Origin of the sequence: Pseudomonas profundi (assembly GCF_008638305.1) — a bacterium.
In the GTDB taxonomy this organism is placed as follows: Bacteria; Pseudomonadota; Gammaproteobacteria; order Pseudomonadales; family Pseudomonadaceae; genus Halopseudomonas; species Halopseudomonas profundi.
Genome location: NZ_VTPZ01000002.1, coordinates 1 through 19,457 on the forward strand (window position 1 = coordinate 1; position 19,457 = coordinate 19,457).

The window sequence follows — 19,457 nt, forward strand, 5'->3', positions numbered from 1 at the left end:
TCCATTTTGGTTTTGGACCTGTAGGAAAACCATACAAGGCGTGATCGGGACGCCGAACCGTCACGGCGATCTGGCCGCCAGGCCAGTTGTTGCAACGGCTGAACTAACCTCGGGGCGTCTTGCAGACGCCGTCGGGCCGGGGGCGACCTTCCTACAGGTGACCGTTGGGGCCAATTAATGCCATCATTTCAGCCGCTCAAACAAAACCGCTCAATCAACTGCCGCAGTATCTTCACGGTCGGATCAATACGATCCATCGCCAGGAATTCGTCCGGCTGGTGCGCCTGATCGATATCGCCGGGACCAAGAATGAGGGTCTGCATACCGAGCTGGTTGAGATACGGCCCTTCGGTCGCGAAGGCGACGCTGCCGGCGCTGTAGCCGGTGAGCTGTTCACAGGCCTGAACCAGCGGTGCATTGGCGGCGGTATCCAGCGGCGGAACGCCGGGGAACAATGGCAGATACTCGATCTGGATCTGTTGTTCGGCGGCAATAATTTTCAGCCGCGCGTTGATCTCGGCGCGTAGCGCATCAGGATCCATGCCGGGCAGCGGGCGGATATCGAATTCCAGCGCGCAGGTACCGCAAATCCGGTTGGGGTTATCGCCGCCATGAATGCAGCCGAGATTCATCGTGGGGACCGGCACAGAAAATAGCGGATTCTGCCAGCGTCGTTGCCAGTCACTTCTCAGCGCGACCAGCTCGCCAATAACGCTGTGCATGGCCTCCAGCGCATTGCGGCCGAGTGAGGGGTCGGAGGAATGGCCGGCCTGACCGGTGATTTCCACGCGCTCCATCAGGATGCCCTTGTGCACCCGGATCGGTTTCAATCCGGTCGGCTCGCCAATCACCGCATGACGAGCGTGGTGCAGGCTGCTCGCGACCAGCGCCCGGGCACCGGTCATGGAGCTTTCTTCATCAGCTGTCGCCAGTATGATCAGCGGCTGGCGAAACGGCCGGTCCAGATAGCTCTTCACGGCTTCGATGATAAGCGGAAAAAAGCCCTTCATATCGCAGCTGCCCAAGCCGTACCAACGGCCATCCGCTTCGGTCAGAGCAAACGGGTCCATGTTCCAGCGTTCGGGATTGCAGGGTACGGTATCGGTATGTCCGGCCAGCACCAGCCCGCCAGGTCCGCTGCCGAGTATCGCCACCAGATTGGCCTTGCCCGGCTGGCCTTCGATAGCCTGGATTTCGCAGGAAAAGCCCAGCTCCTCAAGCCAGCCTGCCAGAAGGTTGATCACCTCCATGTTGGACTGGTCATGCTCCGGCTGGGTGCAGCTTATGGACGGGGCTTTTAGCAGCGCTTCGAACTGCGCCTTGAGAGAGGGTAAACCCATGTGTGGCTCCTGGCGTGTGGTGTCGTTACGTCGCGGTCGCGTCGTCCAGCCAACGACCCAGAGCGGGGCGACGATCAGACGAGCCGCGATGAAACGGCAACACACCCTGGCGACGTAAGCTGAGCAGTCAGGTTACGTCACCGGGAGCGGCGAGTCAGCCGAAGATGCCAGTCAGGATAAAGAAGAACAGGATTGACAACGCGGCGCCGGCCGGCAGAGTGACCAGCCAGGAGCTGAAAATACGGCCAATAACGTGCAGGTTCAGTGCACCGATACCGCGCGCCATGCCTACGCCGAGAACCGCACCGACCAGCGTGTGGGTAGTGGACACCGGTAAGCCAATTGTGGAGGCGCCAACCACCGTAGCAGCGGTGGCCAGTTCAGCAGCGAAGCCGCGACTGGGCGTCAGTTCCGTGATGTGCTTGCCGATCGTGGCGATTACGCGATACCCATAGGTAGCGAGGCCGACGACGATACCCGCAGCACCCAGCAGCAGTATCCAGCCGGGCACCAGAGTGGTTTCGCCCATCTGGCCGCCGCTCTGCAACACGCCGACAATCGCAGCGAGGGGGCCCACCGCATTGGCCACATCGTTCGAGCCGTGGGCGAATGCCATGGCGCAGGCGGTGAAAATCATCAGCACCGCAAAGACCCGCTCCACGCTGGCAAAGTAAAAGTTCTTGTCAGCTTCAGGGTCAATCTTGATGCGTGACAGGAGAACCAGGCCCAGGCCAGTGATCAGCAGTCCAACCAGCGTAGCCAGTGCGAGCGCCTGCCAGCCCGCGATATCCAGACCAACGTGCTTGAGGCCCTTGGTCACTGTCATCAGGGTTACCAGGAAGCCCACCGCAAACATGTAAAACGGTACGTAGCGCTTGGCGTTGAGGAAGGGTTCTTCGGTGTTCAGAATCAGCTTGTGGACGCTGAGGAAGATACTGAAAGCGATGACGCCGGAGAGCAGCGGGGAAATCACCCAGCTCGAAACAATGGGCACAACGCCGGCCCAGTTCACGGCGTCAACCGAGACACCCACTGCACCGAAGCCAATCACCGCGCCGATAATCGAGTGGGTGGTCGATACCGGCCAGCCGCGTGTGGACGCGATGAACAGCCAGGAACCTGCGGCGAGGAGTGCTGCCAGCATGCCGAATACCATCTGCTCGGGGCTGATCATGCTGGAATCCAGAATGCCGCTTCTTACCGTCTGGGTGACTTCGCCGCCCGCCAGGTAGGCGCCCAGAAATTCGAATACGATGGCGATCATGATCGCCTGCTTGATAGTCAACGCCCGGGAGCCGACCGACGTTCCCATGGCGTTGGCGACGTCGTTGGCACCTACGCCCCATGCCATGAAGAAACCGAAAAGGCAGGCAAGGATCAGCAGCACGGTGCCGTATTCTGCGATGAGGGTCATAATTGAAATGCTCTGTTGGTGTGCGTGTAAGGGCTGGTCTTCGGGACTTCTGCCGTTTCGTTGAGCTGAAACGGCAACATCCTTAGCGGGCCATCAATAATTCCAGGCGATTTCCAACGCGTTGTGCCCGGTCTGCCACGTCACCAATCCATTCGATGATCTTGTACAGAAACATTACGTCTACTGGAGGGAGATCCTTTTCCAGCTGATACAGCTCTGCGCGCAACTTGATCTGCAAGTTGTCGGTTTCGTGCTCGATACGATCGAGTTCATCAATCAGCTTTTCAACCAGGGTTACTTCGCGGCCGGAGAAGCCTGTTTCCAGCAATTCGTCGAGCTCGTTCATCGCGCGCAAAGCTTGCGCTGCTGCGTCTACTGAACGACTGACAAAAGCTTTGAAACCGGCCTGCAAAGGCCCTGGAATGGTCATCCTGCGGCCCAGCATCAGGCCGGCGATATCCTTGGCGCGGTTGGCTACTTTGTCCTGTACACTCAGCAGTTCCAGCAGGTCCGAACGCGGCACTGGCAGAAACAGACTCTTGGGCAGGTGTACGCGGACATCTTTTTTCAGCTTGTCTGCGGCGCGCTCCAGCTCGGCGATTTCCTGCTGGATACGTTCGGCCTCGATCCAGTCATCTGCGATAACGGCGTCGATAAAGTCGTTCAACTTCGCGGCGCACTCATGAGCCTTGGCAATATGCAATTGCATGGGGCCGATAGGCGAGCGACCGAACAGGCTTAGAAAAGGATTGTTGGGCATGAAGGCTCCAAGGCTTTTTAAGGCCGCAAATTATAGATGGTGATCCCCGCCACGTCACCCAAGCGGTTCGACGTCGCGTCCGGCGAAACTATACAGAGAATTACCATGGTCAAAGAGACAGAAATCAAACTCCGTGTAACGCCCAAAACCCTGGCGGCACTGCGTAAACACCCGCTGTTAGCCGAGCGGCTATCCGGCGAATGGCATTCCGGTCCCCTGTACAACCAATACTATGACACCGCTACACGGGATCTTGCCGCAGCCAAGGTTGCCTTGCGACTGCGACGCGATGGTGATCAGTATATACAAACGTTGAAAAGTCGCGGTCAGAGCGTCGCCGGTCTGTCCGAACGCAACGAGTGGGACTGGCCGCTGAACCAGGATCATCTGGATCTCTCGCTGCTGGACGACAGCTGTTGGCCACAGGCGCTGGCCGATCTGGATCTGAGCCAGCTGCAGCCCTTGTTCACCACTGATTTCCAGCGCACCCGAGCGATGATCAAGTGGGAGCGCGAAGGCGAGCCGGTTGAAGTGGAAGTGGCGCTGGACGAAGGCAAGGTCATAGCCGGTGAGCATGAGGAGCCGATTTGCGAGCTCGAGCTGGAGGTGCGCCAGGGGCCGGCCGTCGCCGTGCTTGAGCTGGCAGCACGCCTCGCCGCCGACCTGCCATTGATGCCTTGCGACATCAGCAAGGCCGAGCGCGGTTACCGACTGTTCGATCCGGCCAGTTATGCACTCAAGCCAGCCTTTGCCCAGTGGAGCGCCGAGTCCACGGTGGACGAGGTCATTGCTGGCGCTGGTTGGCAACTGCTGGGGCACACCCAGCGGTTGGCTGAACAATATCGCCACACCGGGCAATGGAAGTTGTTCCGCGATCTGACTACCCATCTCGGTGTATTGCGCGCCTATTTTGGCGTGTTCGATCTGGCCCTGCCGCGCTCTGCCGGCCAATCCTTTGTACAACCGCTTGATCAACTGGTCGGTGCATTTCGCCCGCTGGCCCTGGCTGGCTGGGCCGATGACGAAGAAGGGCAGGCCGTGCGCGACAAAGCGCCTGCATTGTTCGATGAAGTGATTCAGGATCGCGCCTGGGGTGAACTATTCATATCGCTGGCTTTGTGGCTGCACCAATCCGGCTGGAAACAGGCGCGCCCGCCGCGCGGCGACAAGATCGGCGCGCTGGCAGTGCCGCGCTGGCTGATTGCGGCGGTCGCCAAGGAAATCCAGAGTCTCGTCGTGCCCCACCACAATGACCCGGATTCGGCGGTCAGCGAGTGGATGGATCAGCAGCCGCGGCTGGGCCGGTTGTATTTCCTGCTGTCCGGTTTCCGTCAGTTACTGGAAGTGCCCGAAGCTGATCGCCTGTTCGGTGAACTGAACAAATTACAGGCTTTGCTTGAACAGTACCCGCTGATTGATGCAGAACAGCGACCGGCCCTGCTGGCTGCGCTGCGCAAGCAGGGTCAGCGTTTGCGCCGGTTGGATGCCTGGAGAGAGCTCAACAACTGAGAGCCGAAGCCGGAAAGGGAGAGACGGATGCTGCATCTGAAGGAACTGGCGATAGCTGAAAGTGACCGCTTGCTGGACCTGACCGACCTGCTCAAGGCGTTGGTGGGGCAGGGGCGGATGGATATCGACACGGCCGAGCAACTGAGCACGCTACGGCGCTCTGCTGTTGGTGAGACCCAGTCGCTGCATCCGCTCGAGTTTATCGCCACGCAGCATCTCGACGATCTCTCCCGGCCGGGCAAAGAGCTTGACCTGGAAAGCCTCAGCCGCTGGCTCGCCGCCGAGGCGGGTCAGCCGTACTATCGCATCGATCCGCTGAAGATCAACGTCGCCGAGATCACGCCGCTGATGTCCTTCGCCTTCGCGCAGCGGCACAGGATCCTGGCGGTCGAGGTCAATGAGCGCCAGGTAACCATTGCCAGCGCCCAGCCCCTGGTAACCAGCTGGGAAGCCAATCTTAACCACGTGCTCAAGCGCGAGATACTGCGCGTCGTGGCCAGCCCGGCAGACATTCAACGTTACTCGCTGGAATTCTACCGCCTGGCACGCTCGGTCAGCGGCGCCAGCAACAGCGAGCAGAAGAACACCAGCATCGGCAACTTCGAGCAGCTGTTGAATCTCGGCAACATGAGTCAGGAGCCGGACGCCAACGATGCGCACGTGGTCAACATCGTCGATTGGCTGTTCCAGTACGCCTTCGAACAGCGCGCCAGCGACATCCACATCGAGCCGCGCCGCGAGACCGGCAGCGTCAGGTTGCGCATCGACGGTGTGCTGCACACTGTCTACAGCTTCCCACTGCAGGTGGCAGTGGCGGTGGTCAGTCGGCTGAAAACGCTGGGTCGGATGAATGTGGCGGAGAAGCGCAAGCCACAGGACGGTCGTGTGAAGACCAAATCGCCGCAGGGCAATGAAGTCGAGTTGCGGCTTTCCACCTTGCCGACGGCCTTTGGCGAAAAGATGGTTATGCGGATCTTCGATCCGGACGTCCTACTGCGCAGCTTTGATCAGTTGGGGTTTTCCGCCGAGGACAAACGCCGCTGGCAGCATATGGTTGGCCAGCCCAATGGCATCGTGCTGGTAACCGGCCCCACCGGTTCCGGCAAGACAACCACCCTGTACACCACCCTGAAAAAGCTGGCGACACCTGAAGTAAACGTCTGCACGGTGGAGGATCCGATCGAGATGGTTGAGGAAAGCTTCAACCAGATGCAGGTCCAGCACAATATCGATCTCAATTTCGCCAGCGCGGTGCGCGCGCTGATGCGCCAGGATCCGGACATCATCATGATCGGCGAGATACGCGATCTGGAAACCGCTGAAATGGCGATTCAGGCGGCGCTGACGGGGCATCTGGTGCTGTCTACCCTGCATACCAACGATGCGCCCAGCTCGGTCAGCCGTCTGATTGAACTCGGCGTGCCGGCCTACCTGATCAAGGCAACGCTGCTGGGCGTCATGGCCCAGCGTCTGGTGCGCACCCTGTGTCGGCACTGCAAGGTCCCGACGCAGGTGGATGCCGCGGCCTGGCGCGAGCTGACCCGACCCTGGAATGCGCCGCTGCCGGCCAATGCGCACAGCCCGGTTGGCTGTCCGGAATGCCGGGAAACCGGCTATCGGGGTCGAGCCGGTGTGTATGAGCTGATGCCATTAAGCGACAGCCTCAAGCCGCTGGTGCAGTCGGATATCGAGCTCAACGCACTGCGTCGCCAAGCCTACAAGGAAGGCATGCACAGCCTTCGTCTGTCAGGCGCGCAGAAAGTCGGGGCCGGTTTGACGACGATTGAAGAAGTGCTTCGCGTGACGCCAACCAGCCAGCAAAGCTGAACGATCAGCGCTGGCAGTCTGGCAAAATCGCCGCGAACGGCCGAGCCGGCTGCTTGTGGCGACCCCCTATCCATCCCTAGAATGCCGGCGTTTGCCGCTAACGAGTCCGTATTCATGAACTACCGCCACAGCTACCACGCCGGCAATCACGCTGACATTTTCAAGCACGCCGTTCTGTTGCGCATGGCGACGCTGATGCAGCGCAAGGAAACGCCGTATTGTTATCTGGACAGCCACGCCGGCACGGCAATGTATGACCTGGAAGGGGAGGCTGCCGGGAAAACCGGCGAATACCGAGACGGGATCGCCCGCCTGTGGGAAAGGGATGACCTGCCGGATATGTTTGCCGATTTGCGCAGCGCTGTAGCCACGCACAACCCGGACGCAGCCTTGCGCTATTACCCGGGTTCACCACAGTTGATTGCCGACGCGCTACGCGACCAGGACCGCATGATCCTCAGCGAGCTGCATCCGGAAGACGCGGCCACCCTGCGCGAGCATTTCAGTCATGACTCGCGCATTGCTGTGCACCAGCGCGATGGCTACGAGCTGGCCAAGGCCTTTCTGCCGGTCGCCGAGAAACGTGCCCTGTGGTTGCTGGATCCGCCCTTCGAAAAGGAAAACGAGCTGGCGCGCTGTCTGGCCTCGATGCAGACCGCGATCCAGCGTATGCGCCAGACTGTCATCGCGCTCTGGTACCCGATCAAGGACCAGCGTCTGCTACGGGATTTCTACCGCCAGATTGGTGACTCCGGACTGCCCAAGGTGCTGCGCGTGGAGCTGAATGTGCGTCCGGCTGATAACCAGCTCGGTCTGAACGGTTCCGGTCTGATGTTGGTGAACCCGCCCTGGCCGCTGTGGGAAGAGCTGGACACCGCCTTGCCATGGCTGGCAAAGGTCCTGGCGCAATCCGGTGAAGGGGAATGCCGGATGGATTGGTTGGTCGGTGGGCCCTAAACCCGCGCCCGGACTGGGCGCAGGCTGGACAGCAGGTCAGTCTTCCAGCTTGAAGGTCAGGCCGGCATGCTCGGTCAGCCGCTTGATAAGCCGCTCGCCCATGGCTGGGGCCGTGGTCCAGATACCGCCGGCAGTATCGGTGGCATCGCGAACCAGGCAGATTGCACTTTCGGCAATCATGCGTGATGTCGAGCCGTAACCAGGATCACGCTTGCCAGACACGCTGGCCTTGATGGTCTTGCCGTCATCGGACTCGCCGATGAACAGAATGTCGTAATACCCGTTCTCGCGCTCCTCTGCAGTCGGGCCTTCGCCGGGTTTCGGGGCCTTGTCGCTGGACAGCGAACGGTCCGATGCCACCGCCTCGGCCATGGCTTTTCCCTGATCGCCAGGGCCGGTCAACAGCATTTCGTCGTAGACGAAGTTCTCACCGTAGGCGTGGCCGAGCAGTGCGTTCGAGCGGTGCACATTGCGTGTGTTGATCGCCGCCATGATGAAAGGCGCTGCCCAGCTATCCAGGCTCTCGTCATATTCCGGCTTGCTTGCCGGCGGCTGTTCGGGCCCGGTGAAACCCGGCGCCAGCGCAAAGTGATTACTGAGCAGCTGATATATTTCCGGATTGGCCTTGGCCGCCGCCGTGGTCGCTTTCAGACTGGCCGCAGTTCCTCCAGAGAAGGTGCCTTTCATTTTCCGTACCCGGCCCTTGACCCGTGACGCCGGCGAGCCGAGCTGCTCATTTGCGGCCTGCTGCAGAAAGTAGACGCCCAGATCGAATGGGATCGAGTCGAAACCGCAGGAGAATACGATGCGCGCCCCGCTAGCTCTGGCGGCGTCGGCATGCGCGTCGATCATCTGACGCATCCAGGCTGGTTCGCCACATAAATCCACATAATCGGTGCCGGTTTCCGCGCACGCAGCCACCAGTTCGGAGCCATACAGCTGGTAAGGTCCGACGGTTGTCAGGACCACGCGAGTGCGCTCGACCATTGCATAAAGGCTGGCGGGGTCGCTGGTATCGGCGACCACCAGAGGCGTTCCCTGCGGAGCGCCGATCTCGTCGCGCACGGCGGCCAGCTTCTGCGCATTACGGCCCGCCATCGCCCAGCGCAATGCCTTGTCGTCGGCATATTCCTGCGCCAGGTATTCAGCGACGAGACGGCCCGTATAGCCCGTCGCCCCATAAACCACTACGTCGAATTCCGGTGTTTTTCGCATTTCCGGCTACCCTGTCAGATACGGTTGATGTCGGCTGTCTGCCGTGTCGAGACAATAGTCTGGCACAGCCAGGTGTTTCGTGGCGCGTCTGTTGTTTGGCATAACAGGTGATTTTGCGTCAGAGCAGGCGTAACAGCTGCGTGTGAAAGGCTTCAAGCGCAATTCATTTTCCCGATCGAGGGAACATTGCCGAGCCGAGGGTGGTCAAGAACATTGTAAAACACCACTTCGCTGATTCGATTTAGGAGCAAGCACATGGTAGCTGCGAATTTGGATAAGGCCGCTGATTCGGTAAAGAAAACCGTAAACAGCGAGGAAAGTTCGAAGGAAATCGATTCTGGTAAGGACGCGGTCATGGCCGCTTTCGACAAACTGATGGAGGCCAAGTCGCATTTTCTGCACGCTGCGGAAACGTCTGGCCTGGACCTAAAACACGGAGCATCGGATCAATTTATGAAAGGCAGAGAGCAAGCACAAGCACAAATCCAGCAGTACACCGGTCAAGCTACCAGCTTCATCCGGGAAAAGCCCCTGACCTCGCTCGGCATCGCCTTTGCAGCCGGTTTCGTTGTCTCCAAGCTATGCACTAAATCCAAATGAGCGAGATCCCGGATGAGTCCAGGCCGGGCGAAGGCGAGACGGCAACAGGTGAGGCGGATCTGCAGACGGAACTGAAAGCACTGGCCGAATGGGCCAAGCATGCTGCCCTGACCGGAAAGGATTTGGGCAAGCTGGCTTTCACGGAAATTCGCCTGACCATGGCCGAAAGCGGACGGATTGCCGTTCTCGGTCTGGCCATGCTGCCCCTCGCCATGCTGGCCTGGATAGGTTTATCGGTCCTGCTCGGTTGGTGGGCCTATGTGCCCAGCCAGTCGGTAACCCTGGGGTTGGTGGCGTTCCTTGCAGTACAGATCATTCCGATGCTGATTATGCTGACGATGATCAAGAGCTCCAGCAAGAACCTTGGCTTAACGACGACCAAGCAGCATATTCACGCGTTCAGACAAGGAATCAAAGATGGCGCGCAAAGACCTGATCAATGAGGTCAAGCAGATCAACGAGCAGCTCAAACTCGAAAGGGGATTGCTGAAGCTCGAGGGGATGCAGCGGATGGCGTTTCTGAAACGCCAGTCGCCGCTCTGGATTCTTGGCGGCGGACTGGCAGTCGGGCTGGCTGCAGGTCTGTCCGGCACTCTCGGACGCAAGAGTCTGCTGGCATTCAGCATTGAAGGCCTGCGATTGTGGCGTATCGCCACGTTGTGGATGCCCTCATCCTCATCGGCGCTGGAAGGCGATGCATGACCGACGAGAACGGCAGGGAGCCGTTCGCTGACCACCGCGCCCCAGCCCCGATCGATCCTGAAGCTCAGCTAGACCCGATTGCTATTCCCGCCTCCCAGCCCGGAACGGTTTCTCCGACCGTCTGGCTGGTGGGGCTTGCGGCTGTCTACACGCTATATTTCGCCAAGACGCTGTTGATGCCCATAGTGGTAGCGATGCTGTTTTCGTTATTGCTCGGCCCGCTGGTTACCGGCCTCAAGCGCATTTACGTTCCGCGGACGGTGTCTGCGGTCGTCATCATGGCCGTGCTGCTTGGCCCCTTTACCCTGCTTGTTATGCAGCTGACTGAGCCTGCCCAGAAATGGGCAAAGCAGCTGCCTGACCTGTCCGAGCAGCTCACCGAGCGGCTGGATGAATTTACCGACAGCCTTCAGTCTGAACGCAAATCTGCGCCGACCACGCCGTCACCTCCACCGGCGCAAGCCGAAGAGGAAGAAGACAGAGGCTTTCGTTTGTTTGGCTGGTTCCGAGGGGATAAGGAAGAGGAGCCCGAACCGGAACCGCCCCCGGTCGTAGTCGAACCGCCGTTGGAGGAGGACGACCAGGTAAGTGCCCGCATACGGCAGGGCGGCATGGAAGCGGTGATTTCCGTGCTGAGCGCGACTCCGCTGGTGCTTGCCCAGCTTGTGACCAGCGTGATCCTGATACTGTTCCTGTTGATTTTCGGGCCCAACCTGTTTGCCGCCTTCGTCGATGTGTTTCCGCACGCCCGGGACAAGCGCATGACGATCATGCTGGTGCGCGAGATCCAGCGTGAGCTGTCGCGTTATATCCTGACAGTGAGCATCATCAATAGCTGCCTGGGCCTGGTAACCGGCGGGGCCTTGTGGCTGTACGGCGTGGAGGACGCGATGCTCTGGGGAGCGCTGGTGGGCCTGGCAAACTTTGCCCCCTATGTGGGTCCGATCCTGGCGATGATCATATTGGCGATAGCCGGGCTGGTGCAGTATGGGCCGGAGCTTGCGGCACTGATGCCGGTGCTGATCTTTTTCTGTATCAATCTGGTCGAGGCGCAGTTCGTGACGCCAATCATGCTTGGCCGCAATATGCGACTCAATCCGCTGGTAGTCATGGTCTGGCTTATTCTGTGGGGCTGGATGTGGGGCGCGGTGGGTGTCCTGCTGGCAGTGCCGCTGCTGGTATGCCTGAAGCTCGCGGCCGCACGCATGAACATTCTGCCGGACTGGGTGCGGGTGATCGAAACCCGGGCTTGATAAGCCCGGGACGATAAGCAGTGCCTCAGGCTGGCTCGGGCGCGCGACTGACCAGAGCCAGCGCTGAGATGATCAGCAGGCCACCCAGCAGCATGCGCAGCGTCGGCTCTTCGCCGAACAGATACCAGGCAAACAGAATGCCGTACACCGGCTCGAGTGCGAAGAACAGGGATGCCACACGCGCCTTGAGCACCGTCAGGCTGGCAACGAACAATCCATGCGCCAGGCCGGTGCAGAACAGCCCGAGCAGGGCCAGCCATACCCAGTCCAGCGCATCGATTTTCATTAACGCAGTACTGGTGAATGGCAGCAGGCAAACCAGAATCACGATGTTCTGCCAGAACGCTACCTGTACCGCATGGAGGTGCCCGCTGGTCAGACGATTACCGACTGATACCGCAGCGAAGCAGAAGCCCGACAGGATGGCCCATAGCAGACCGGTCGTGGCGCCGTGAGAGAGATCAAACGCCGGGGCGACCAGTACCAGGCCGATACAGATCAAGCCCACCTTGAGCAGATCGCGGGGGCTGGGTTGTTCGCGCCAGAAGATCATCTCGAGAATGACCACAAAGGCCGGGAAGCTGGCGAATCCCAGGGTGCCGATGCCAACGCCAGCGATCTTGACCGCGTGGAAGAAGGTCAGCCAATGCACGCCGAGAAAGAAACCGCACATTGCCAGCTGCAGGAATCGCTGCCGCGTCACGCCACGCAGTATCGGGCGAGTAAACAGGCGGGCGAAGAGAAATAACGCGCCCACGGCAAACAGCGCCCGGCCGAATACGATCACCATCGGGCCGGCCTGGATCAGCTTGCCGAATATGCCGGTCAACCCGAACATCAATGCTGCGACATGCATGCTCAGCAGGGCGCGACTATGGGTCATCGGCATCATGCTGGGCAGAATGTGCGCAGGGCGACGGGATCATTCATCGTTGCTTCCCGGAAATCGATAGCTTTCGCTCGCGTCTGACTCGCGGATGATGCGGCCCGCGCGCAGATCCCGATAAACCGAGGCGCGCATGATCATCATCGAGGTAACCGGCGCGGTTAACAGCAGAAAGGCCGAGATCAGCAGCTCATGCAGCACCAGTCGGGTTTCCAGGCCGCTGAAATAGAGCATGGAGGCGAGCAGGACGCAGCCGGTACCGAGCGTGATGGTGATGGCCGGGCCGTGGACACGCTGGTAAAAGCTGGGCAATCGCAGCAGGCCGAGGGCGCCAATCAGGATGATCAGACTGCCCAGCAGCAATAGCAGCACGAAGGGGACAGCCAGCCAGAGCGGAAGATCGATATTTACCACGCTCATTCGATGATCTCCCCGCGGGTAAGAAACTTGGCCAGTGCAATCGAGGAAACAAAACCGGTCAGGGCGATCAGCAACGCCATCTCGAAATACACATCATTGGCAAAGCGAATGCCCATCACAAGCGCCAGGATCATGCCGCACATCCACAGCGTATCCAGCGCCAGCACGCGATCCTGGGCACTAGGCCCGAGTAGCAGCCGGATGGCGCAGAACAGCATGGCCAGCATGGTGCAGCCCTGGGCGAACAGAATGGTCAGGGTCAGCAATGTCGTCATGGGTTGCCCTGTTCGAAGATTTCAATGAGTGGTTGTTCGTAGCGGGTCTTGATCATCTCGACCCACCAGTTGGCGTCGTGCAGGTCAAACACGTGCAGAGCCAGGTCATTGCTGTCCGGCATGATCTCCACCCAGACTGTCCCCGGGGTCGAATTGATGATGCACGACAAAACCGCCAGCCCGTAAGGGTCGCGCAAATCCAGCGGAATACGTATGAACTGTGAGTTCAGATGCTCGTGTCGGGTAAACAGAATGATCCGGCTAACGTTGAAACTGGAGCGGATGATTTCCTTCAGCGACCAGCCGGCCAGCCGAAGCATCACCATCGGCTTCTTCACGACCACGGTGAATGGCCGCAGCGGGCGGGACAGAATGGGCGCGGCAATGGCCAGCAGCGCGCCAATCAGCAGCTGTCCCGGGGAAAGGCTCTGATTGAGCAGTAACCACATGATCAACAACGCCGCCGAGAGGATCGGCGATGGCAGCCAACGGCTCATTCGCTGCCCTCCGGGTTGACAACGCCGGGGACCGTTGGCGCGGACAGCACCCGCTGCGTGTAATCGGCAGGGTGATGCAGACCGATCGACACGCGGTCCAGATAGCTGCGCAGTGGCCCGGCCTGAACCGTGATCACCACGCAGAGAAACAGCAGGCTGGCCACTGCGCCTGCCTCGGTCAGCTGCAAGCGCGGCGGGGTGGATTCGGTCGCCCAGAAGGTACGTACGCCATAGCGCATCAGCGAAATGATCGCGGCCAGTCCGGAAACAATGATCAGTGCCATCAGCATCCAGGCTGCCAGGTTGCCGGTGTCTGCGGTCAACGCGGACAAACCGTAGGGGTTGAGCATGGCATGGAACAGGCTGAACTTGGCGATAAAGCCGGACAGCGGCGGCAGGCCCGCTATGATCAATGCGCAGGCAAAGAAGGCCAGGCCGAGGAACGCCATCGCCGCGGGTATCGGTACGCCGGCCGAGTCGGCTTCCTCGGGTGCATCGCCTATGGCAAACGCCTCCATAGTTAGTGCCAGCATGGCGGCACTGGGCTTGCGGATACGGTCGATCAGTTCGATCAGCATGACCAGCGCGGCGACCGCCAGCGTCGAACTGAGCAAATAGAACAATGCAGCGCTGATCACGTTGGGCTGGCCGTAGCCAATGGCGGCAAGCAAGGTCCCGGAGGAAATGATCGCGCTGTAGCCTGCCATGCGGCCCAGCTCCTGGCTCGCCAGCAGCCCGATGCTGCCAAACGCGATGGTTACCACGCCAATAACCAGCAGGGCGTTGGCGCCCAACGCACTGGCGACGCCGGCATGATCGGCAAATACCAGAAGCCATAACCTGAGCAGAACATAGACGCCGACCTTGGTCATCAGCACCAGCATGGCTCCGACGGGGGGCGAGGCCGCCGAGTAGGTGGTCGGCAGCCAGAATCCCAGCGGCCATACAGCGCTCTTGGTGAGGAAGGCCACCGCAAGAATGGCTGCGCCGGTCTCCAGTAACAATCGATCAGTAGGCGTCAGCCCGGTGAGCCGCGTGGCCAGGTCGGCCATGTTCAATGTGCCAGCTGCAGCGTAGATCAGTGCTACGCCGATCAGAAAAAAGAAGGAAGACACCAGGTTGATCACGATGTACTGCATGCCCGCGCGCACCCGCGCGGCATTGAATCCATGCAGAACCAGACCGTAGGAAGCGGCCAGCATGATCTCGAAGAACACGAACAGGTTGAACAGGTCGCCCGTCAGGAAAGCGCCGTTGATACCCATCAGCAGGAACTGGAACAACGCATGAAAATGCACGCCGGTGCGGCTCCAGCGGGCGTAGGCATAGAGCAGCGAAGCCAGCGCTATGACGGCTGTGAGCAGCAGCATGGTGGCGGCCAGGCGGTCGGCCATCAGCGCGATGCCGAAGGGCGTAGCCCAGTTGGCCGCGAGGTAGACGCCGATGTCCCGTGGCCAATGTTCGGTGTCAGTCAGGTAGACCAGCGCCGCCGCGTTGGCCAGCAGCGCCAGGCAACTGATCAGGTTGATGGTGAACTTCAGCTGATGGCTGCGCTGGTTGATGATAACCAGCGCTGCAGCACTCAATAGCGGTAGCAGTATGGGCGTCAGCAACAGCTGGTCCAGCCAGTGGCTGCTCATACGTCCGGCTCCCGGCCTTCCACATGGTCCGTGCCGGTCATCCCGCGTGAAGCAAGCAGTACCACCAGGTACAAGGCGGTCGTAGCGAAGCCGATAACGATGGCCGTGAGCACCAGCGCCTGGGGCACCGGGTCGGCGTACAGCGCGGGATCAATCGGGCCTTCTTCGAGGGTGAGCGGCGGCAGATTGATCGACAACCGGCCCATGATGAAGATGAACAGGTTGACGGCGTAGCTCAGCAGCAACAGCCCGGTTATGACCTGAAACGTCCGGGGGCGCAGGATCAGCCAGACGCCCGAACCGAACAGCACGCCAATGGCGATGGCGATGACGACTTCCATTAAAGGATCTCCTTGCTGGACGGCGCTGATTGCACTGATGTTCCGACAGGTACCCGGTGGCTGCGCACCGACTGGTGGGCAAGGGCGATGAGGATCAGCATGGTGCTGCCGACGACCACGCAAAACACGCCCAGGTCAAAGAGGAATGCGCTGGGTAGGTGCACTTCGCCAAAGACAGGAAGGTCAAGGTGCGCTGTATGGCTGGTCAGGAAAGGATAACCGAGCAACCAGGCGCCCAGCCCCGTCGCTGCGGTGAGTGCAAGCCCGGCAGCAATCCAGCGGTGCGGCTGCAGGCGCAGATTCGCTTCGACCCAGGCGGTGCCGGCCAGCATGTACTGGATGATAATGGCTACCGAAAGGATCAGGCCCGCGACGAAGCCGCCACCTGGCAGATTATGTCCGCGCATGAAGAAGTAGGCGGCCACCACGCCAAAGATCGGTAGCAACAGGCGCAGGTATACGCTCGGCACCATCAGGTAGCCACTGTTGGCCTGTTGTGCCGGCGTCTGGCGGGTCGCCGGATCAATGCTGTTGGCCTGCTGCGCTGGTATCGGGATGCTTTCAGGGGCGGGGCGGAATCGACGCAGCAGCGCATAGACCGTGAGCGCCACAATGCTCAGCACGGCAAGCTCACCGAAGGTATCGAAGCCTCGGAAATCAACCAGCAGCACGTTCACCACATTGCTGCCGCCGCCTTCGCTGAGCGCGCGCTCAAGGAAGAAATCGCCTATGTTGCTACCAGTCGGATGCAGCAGTACCAGATAGCTGAGCGCAGCCATCCCGGTGCCCGCGACCACTGCGAGGATGAAGTCCCGGGTGCGTCTGGTGCGTGCCATCCGGTTTACCCTGGCCTCGGTTTCTCGGTTCAGAATGCGCGGCGGTAGCCAGCGCAAGCCAAGCAGGATCAACACAGTGGTCACGGTTTCGACCATCAACTGGGTCAGTGCCAGATCGGGCGCTGACAACCAGAGAAAGGTGATGCTGACGACTATGCCTGTACCGCCGACCAGCATCAGTGCAGCCAGACGGTGATATTTGGCTTGCCAGGCGGCGGCCAGCGCGCAGGCACAGCCCACCATCCACATGGCAGCAAAGGGCAGGTTGAGCGTCTCGGGTGTTTTCAGATCCCAGCCATGCGGCACTATCCAGCTAACGGTCAGCGCAACAAACACGCCGGCCAGCATCATCAACAGGAGCTGCGGTTGCAATCGACGCGTACCAAGCAGCTTTTCAAGCCGCGCTGAGAGAGCCATCAGTTCGAGCATGGTGCTTTCATAGGCCTGCTTGCCGTTGAACCGGTGCAGAAACGGCACGCTGTCGCGCTGGGTCAGCCCGAAGCGGGTACGCAGCAGAGCGTATAGCACTACGCCTCCGGCCAGCGCGATCAGACTCATCAGCAACGGCATATTCAGCCCATGCCAGACGGCCAGGCTGTAGGTCGGCGTTTGCACGCCCAGGACCGCTTCGACAGCGTTGTGCAGCAGCGGGCCGATGGTCAACGCAGGCACAACACCGACGATCAGGCAGGACAGCACCAATAGCTCGACCGGGAGGCGCATCCAGCGTGGCGGTTCGTGCGGCGTACTGGGTAAATCCACCGCCGTCGGGCCGAAGAACACGTAGATGAAACGCAACGAGTAGGCGACGCCAAAGATGCCCATGGCGATGGCAACCAGCGACATCCACCAGTTGCTGTCAGAACCGACTTGAAGTGCTTCGGCGAAGAACATTTCCTTGGAGATGAAACCGTTGAGCAACGGCACACCGGCCATGGCTGCGCTGGCGACAATGGCCAGCGTGGCGGTATGCGGCATGGGACGGTAGAGCCCGCGTAACCTGCGCATGTCGCGGGTGCCGCACTCGTGATCGATGATGCCGACCGCCATGAAAAGCGAGGCCTTGAAGGTGGCGTGGTTAACCGTGTGGAAGATTGCCGCCACCATCGCCAGTGGCGTTCCGATGCCCAGCAGGGCGGTGATCAGGCCCAGGTGACTGATAGTCGAATAGGCCAGCAACCCCTTGAGGTCATGCTGGAAAATGGCTATGAAAGCGCCGATCAGCATGGTGCAGATGCCGGCGCCGCCAATGATCCAGGCCCACTCCGGCGTGCTCGCCAATACCGGCCAGAGCCGCATCAGCAGGAATATGCCAGCCTTGACCATGGTCGCCGAATGCAGAAAAGCCGAGACGGGCGTGGGCGCGGCCATGGCGTGCGGCAGCCAGAAGTGGAAGGGGAATTGCGCACTCTTGGTTAATGCGCCCAGTGCAATCAGTACCAGCGTGGTCAGATACAGCGGATGGTTGCGGATCGTGTTTCCGGAGGCGAGTACCACATCGAGATTGTAACTACCGACGATATGCCCGAGCACCAGAACCCCGGCAAGCAGACAGAGGCCGCCGGTTGCGGTAACCGTAAAGGCCATGCGCGCGCCGCGCCGCGCATCGGCGCGGTGGTGCCAGTAACCTATCAGCAGAAACGACATCAGGCTGGTCAGCTCCCAGAACATGACCAGCTGGATCAGGTTCCCTGAAAGCACAATCCCGAGCATCGCGCCCATGAAGGCCAACAGGAACGCGAAAAAGCGCGGGACAGGATCCTTCGGCGACATGTAGTAACGCGCATAGAGCACTACCAGCAAAAAGATACCGAGTATCAACAGGCTGAAAAGCCAGGCCAGACCGTCCATGCGCAGGATGAAATTGAGGTCCTGCCCGGGCAGCCATTCAGCGGTAAAACGCACCACCTCGCCGTTACCGATAGCCGGCAACAGATACAAGGTAATGCCAAACCCGATGAGCCCTACCAGGCCAGCCAGCCACGCTTCGGTATTGCGAGCGTTGGCCGGCAGAAACGCCGCGACGACACTGCCAAGAAAGGGTGCGAGGATGAGGATCAGTAACAGCATGGCTACTCAGGAAAGAATGGTTCAGTGCCGTGTCTGGCAATCGGCGACATGCCGGGCCCTGCATGGTACGCGCGGTGCGCTGACCGTACGGCCATAATCAAGCGACCGAAATTACCATCTCATCCGGAAATTACGCAACGTATTGATCTTCCGGGCATTCCTGCAGTCATGCGAAACGACCGGTCGATTCACGAGCGAGGCGGCATGCATACACCTGTCCCGCCGATACCGCAGTAACCGCCCGGATTTTTATCAAGATATTGCTGATGGTAACTTTCGGCATAGTAGAAGCTTTGAGCCGGAACAATTTCGGTGGTCGTGTCCGGACGGCCAGCGGCGGCCAGTGCCTGGGAGAACAGCGTGCGACTGGCTTCGGCAGCCTCGCGCTGAGCCTCGTCAGTGAGGTAGATACCTGAGCGATACTGAGTGCCGGCATCATTACCCTGGCGCATGCCCTGCGACGGATCATGGCCTTCCCAGAACACTTTGAGCAGGTCATCAAGGCTAACCCGCTGCGGATCAAACACCACAAGCACCACCTCATTGTGGCCGGTCATGCCCGAACACACCTCTTCGTAGGTCGGGTTGGGCGTCACCCCGCCGGCATACCCCGCTGCCGTGGTATACACACCCTCTAGTTGCCAGAACAGGCGCTCGACGCCCCAGAAACAACCCATGCCAAAAATGATGTGCTGCATGCCATCAGGGAAGGGCGGCTTGATAGGCGTACCGAGAACGGTATGGGTCTCGCTCGTGGGAATCAGCCTATCGCGGCCAGGCAAGGCTTCCTCTGCAGTGGGTAGGCGCATCTTATGTTCGGGAATGCTGCGGAAGAACATGGGCAGGCTCCTGCTGAGGACTTGAAAAGGGACGATCGCGACATGATCTCGCCGGACCGGGGCAGTGTCCAGCGCA

19 protein-coding genes are annotated in these 19,457 nt (G+C 60.1%); 7 read left to right on the forward strand and 12 right to left on the reverse strand.

Annotated features, from left to right (window positions below; translation table 11 throughout):
- Positions 1–188: 188 nt before the first annotated feature.
- The 3 genes from argE to FZE95_RS03005 form a co-directional block, all read right to left on the reverse strand.
- Positions 189–1,340, reverse strand: a complete 1,152-nt coding sequence (argE, locus tag FZE95_RS02995) for an acetylornithine deacetylase (protein WP_150299360.1) — start codon at positions 1,338–1,340, stop codon at positions 189–191.
- Between the two features lie 154 nt (positions 1,341–1,494).
- A complete protein-coding gene (locus tag FZE95_RS03000; protein ID WP_150299361.1) occupies positions 1,495–2,754 on the reverse strand; it encodes an inorganic phosphate transporter in 1,260 nt (419 codons plus the stop codon).
- Between the two features lie 82 nt (positions 2,755–2,836).
- On the reverse strand, positions 2,837–3,514 hold the full coding sequence (locus FZE95_RS03005; RefSeq protein WP_150299362.1) for a TIGR00153 family protein: 678 nt from the start codon (positions 3,512–3,514) through the stop codon (positions 2,837–2,839).
- Positions 3,515–3,619: 105 nt separating this feature from the next.
- On the opposite strand from FZE95_RS03005, the gene FZE95_RS03010 reads away from it, so the two are divergent.
- The 3 genes from FZE95_RS03010 (at position 3,620) to FZE95_RS03020 (ending at position 7,807) form a co-directional block, all read left to right on the forward strand.
- Positions 3,620–5,023, forward strand: coding sequence for a CYTH domain-containing protein (locus FZE95_RS03010; protein ID WP_150299363.1), 1,404 nt, complete (start codon positions 3,620–3,622; stop codon positions 5,021–5,023).
- Between the two features lie 27 nt (positions 5,024–5,050).
- Complete coding sequence (locus FZE95_RS03015; protein ID WP_150299364.1) at positions 5,051–6,850, forward strand: GspE/PulE family protein; 1,800 nt, start codon at positions 5,051–5,053, stop codon at positions 6,848–6,850.
- A gap of 114 nt (positions 6,851–6,964) precedes the next feature.
- Positions 6,965–7,807: a 23S rRNA (adenine(2030)-N(6))-methyltransferase RlmJ gene (locus FZE95_RS03020; RefSeq protein WP_150299365.1), complete on the forward strand. Its 843-nt coding sequence runs from the start codon at positions 6,965–6,967 to the stop codon at positions 7,805–7,807.
- Between the two features lie 36 nt (positions 7,808–7,843).
- Here the strand turns inward: FZE95_RS03020 and FZE95_RS03025 are convergent, their stop codons facing one another.
- Positions 7,844–9,022 carry a saccharopine dehydrogenase family protein gene (locus FZE95_RS03025; protein ID WP_150299366.1) on the reverse strand — a complete coding sequence of 393 codons (1,179 nt, stop codon included), beginning with the start codon at positions 9,020–9,022 and terminating at the stop codon, positions 7,844–7,846.
- Between the two features lie 255 nt (positions 9,023–9,277).
- Here FZE95_RS03025 and FZE95_RS03030 point away from each other — a divergent pair, with 255 nt between their 5' ends.
- From FZE95_RS03030 to FZE95_RS03045, 4 genes are read left to right on the forward strand one after another with little or no spacing between them, the layout of a single operon-like run.
- Positions 9,278–9,622, forward strand: coding sequence for a hypothetical protein (locus FZE95_RS03030; RefSeq protein ID WP_150299367.1), 345 nt, complete (start codon positions 9,278–9,280; stop codon positions 9,620–9,622).
- Entirely contained in the window at positions 9,619–10,065 is a 447-nt protein-coding gene (locus FZE95_RS03035; RefSeq protein WP_150299368.1) for a hypothetical protein, read from the forward strand. Before FZE95_RS03030 ends, FZE95_RS03035 begins: the two co-directional genes overlap by 4 nt.
- A complete protein-coding gene (locus FZE95_RS03040) occupies positions 10,040–10,324 on the forward strand; it encodes a hypothetical protein (protein ID WP_150299369.1) in 285 nt (94 codons plus the stop codon). Before FZE95_RS03035 ends, FZE95_RS03040 begins: the two co-directional genes overlap by 26 nt.
- On the forward strand, positions 10,321–11,577 hold the full coding sequence (locus FZE95_RS03045; RefSeq protein ID WP_150299370.1) for an AI-2E family transporter: 1,257 nt from the start codon (positions 10,321–10,323) through the stop codon (positions 11,575–11,577). The genes FZE95_RS03040 and FZE95_RS03045 overlap by 4 nt, the downstream gene beginning before the upstream one ends.
- 25 nt (positions 11,578–11,602) lie before the next feature.
- Here the strand turns inward: FZE95_RS03045 and FZE95_RS03050 are convergent, their stop codons facing one another.
- The 8 genes from FZE95_RS03050 to msrA form a co-directional block, all read right to left on the reverse strand.
- Positions 11,603–12,460 carry a DMT family transporter gene (locus FZE95_RS03050; protein WP_150299371.1) on the reverse strand — a complete coding sequence of 286 codons (858 nt, stop codon included), beginning with the start codon at positions 12,458–12,460 and terminating at the stop codon, positions 11,603–11,605.
- A 39-nt stretch (positions 12,461–12,499) separates the two neighbouring features.
- On the reverse strand, positions 12,500–12,883 hold the full coding sequence (gene mnhG, locus FZE95_RS03055; protein WP_150299372.1) for a monovalent cation/H(+) antiporter subunit G: 384 nt from the start codon (positions 12,881–12,883) through the stop codon (positions 12,500–12,502).
- The gene (locus FZE95_RS03060; protein ID WP_150299373.1) at positions 12,880–13,158 is read right to left on the reverse strand and encodes a K+/H+ antiporter subunit F; all 279 of its coding nucleotides are present in this window, start codon (positions 13,156–13,158) and stop codon (positions 12,880–12,882) included. The genes mnhG and FZE95_RS03060 overlap by 4 nt, the downstream gene beginning before the upstream one ends.
- Positions 13,155–13,655: a Na+/H+ antiporter subunit E gene (locus tag FZE95_RS03065; protein WP_150299374.1), complete on the reverse strand. Its 501-nt coding sequence runs from the start codon at positions 13,653–13,655 to the stop codon at positions 13,155–13,157. Before FZE95_RS03065 ends, FZE95_RS03060 begins: the two co-directional genes overlap by 4 nt.
- Entirely contained in the window at positions 13,652–15,295 is a 1,644-nt protein-coding gene (locus FZE95_RS03070) for a monovalent cation/H+ antiporter subunit D (RefSeq protein WP_150299375.1), read from the reverse strand. Before FZE95_RS03070 ends, FZE95_RS03065 begins: the two co-directional genes overlap by 4 nt.
- Positions 15,292–15,636, reverse strand: a complete 345-nt coding sequence (locus tag FZE95_RS03075; RefSeq protein ID WP_150299376.1) for a Na+/H+ antiporter subunit C — start codon at positions 15,634–15,636, stop codon at positions 15,292–15,294. The genes FZE95_RS03070 and FZE95_RS03075 overlap by 4 nt, the downstream gene beginning before the upstream one ends.
- On the reverse strand, positions 15,636–18,542 hold the full coding sequence (locus tag FZE95_RS03080; protein WP_150299377.1) for a monovalent cation/H+ antiporter subunit A: 2,907 nt from the start codon (positions 18,540–18,542) through the stop codon (positions 15,636–15,638). The genes FZE95_RS03075 and FZE95_RS03080 overlap by 1 nt, the downstream gene beginning before the upstream one ends.
- Before the next feature lie 188 nt (positions 18,543–18,730).
- Positions 18,731–19,381, reverse strand: a complete 651-nt coding sequence (gene msrA, locus FZE95_RS03085; protein ID WP_150299378.1) for a peptide-methionine (S)-S-oxide reductase MsrA — start codon at positions 19,379–19,381, stop codon at positions 18,731–18,733.
- Positions 19,382–19,457 lie beyond the last annotated feature (76 nt).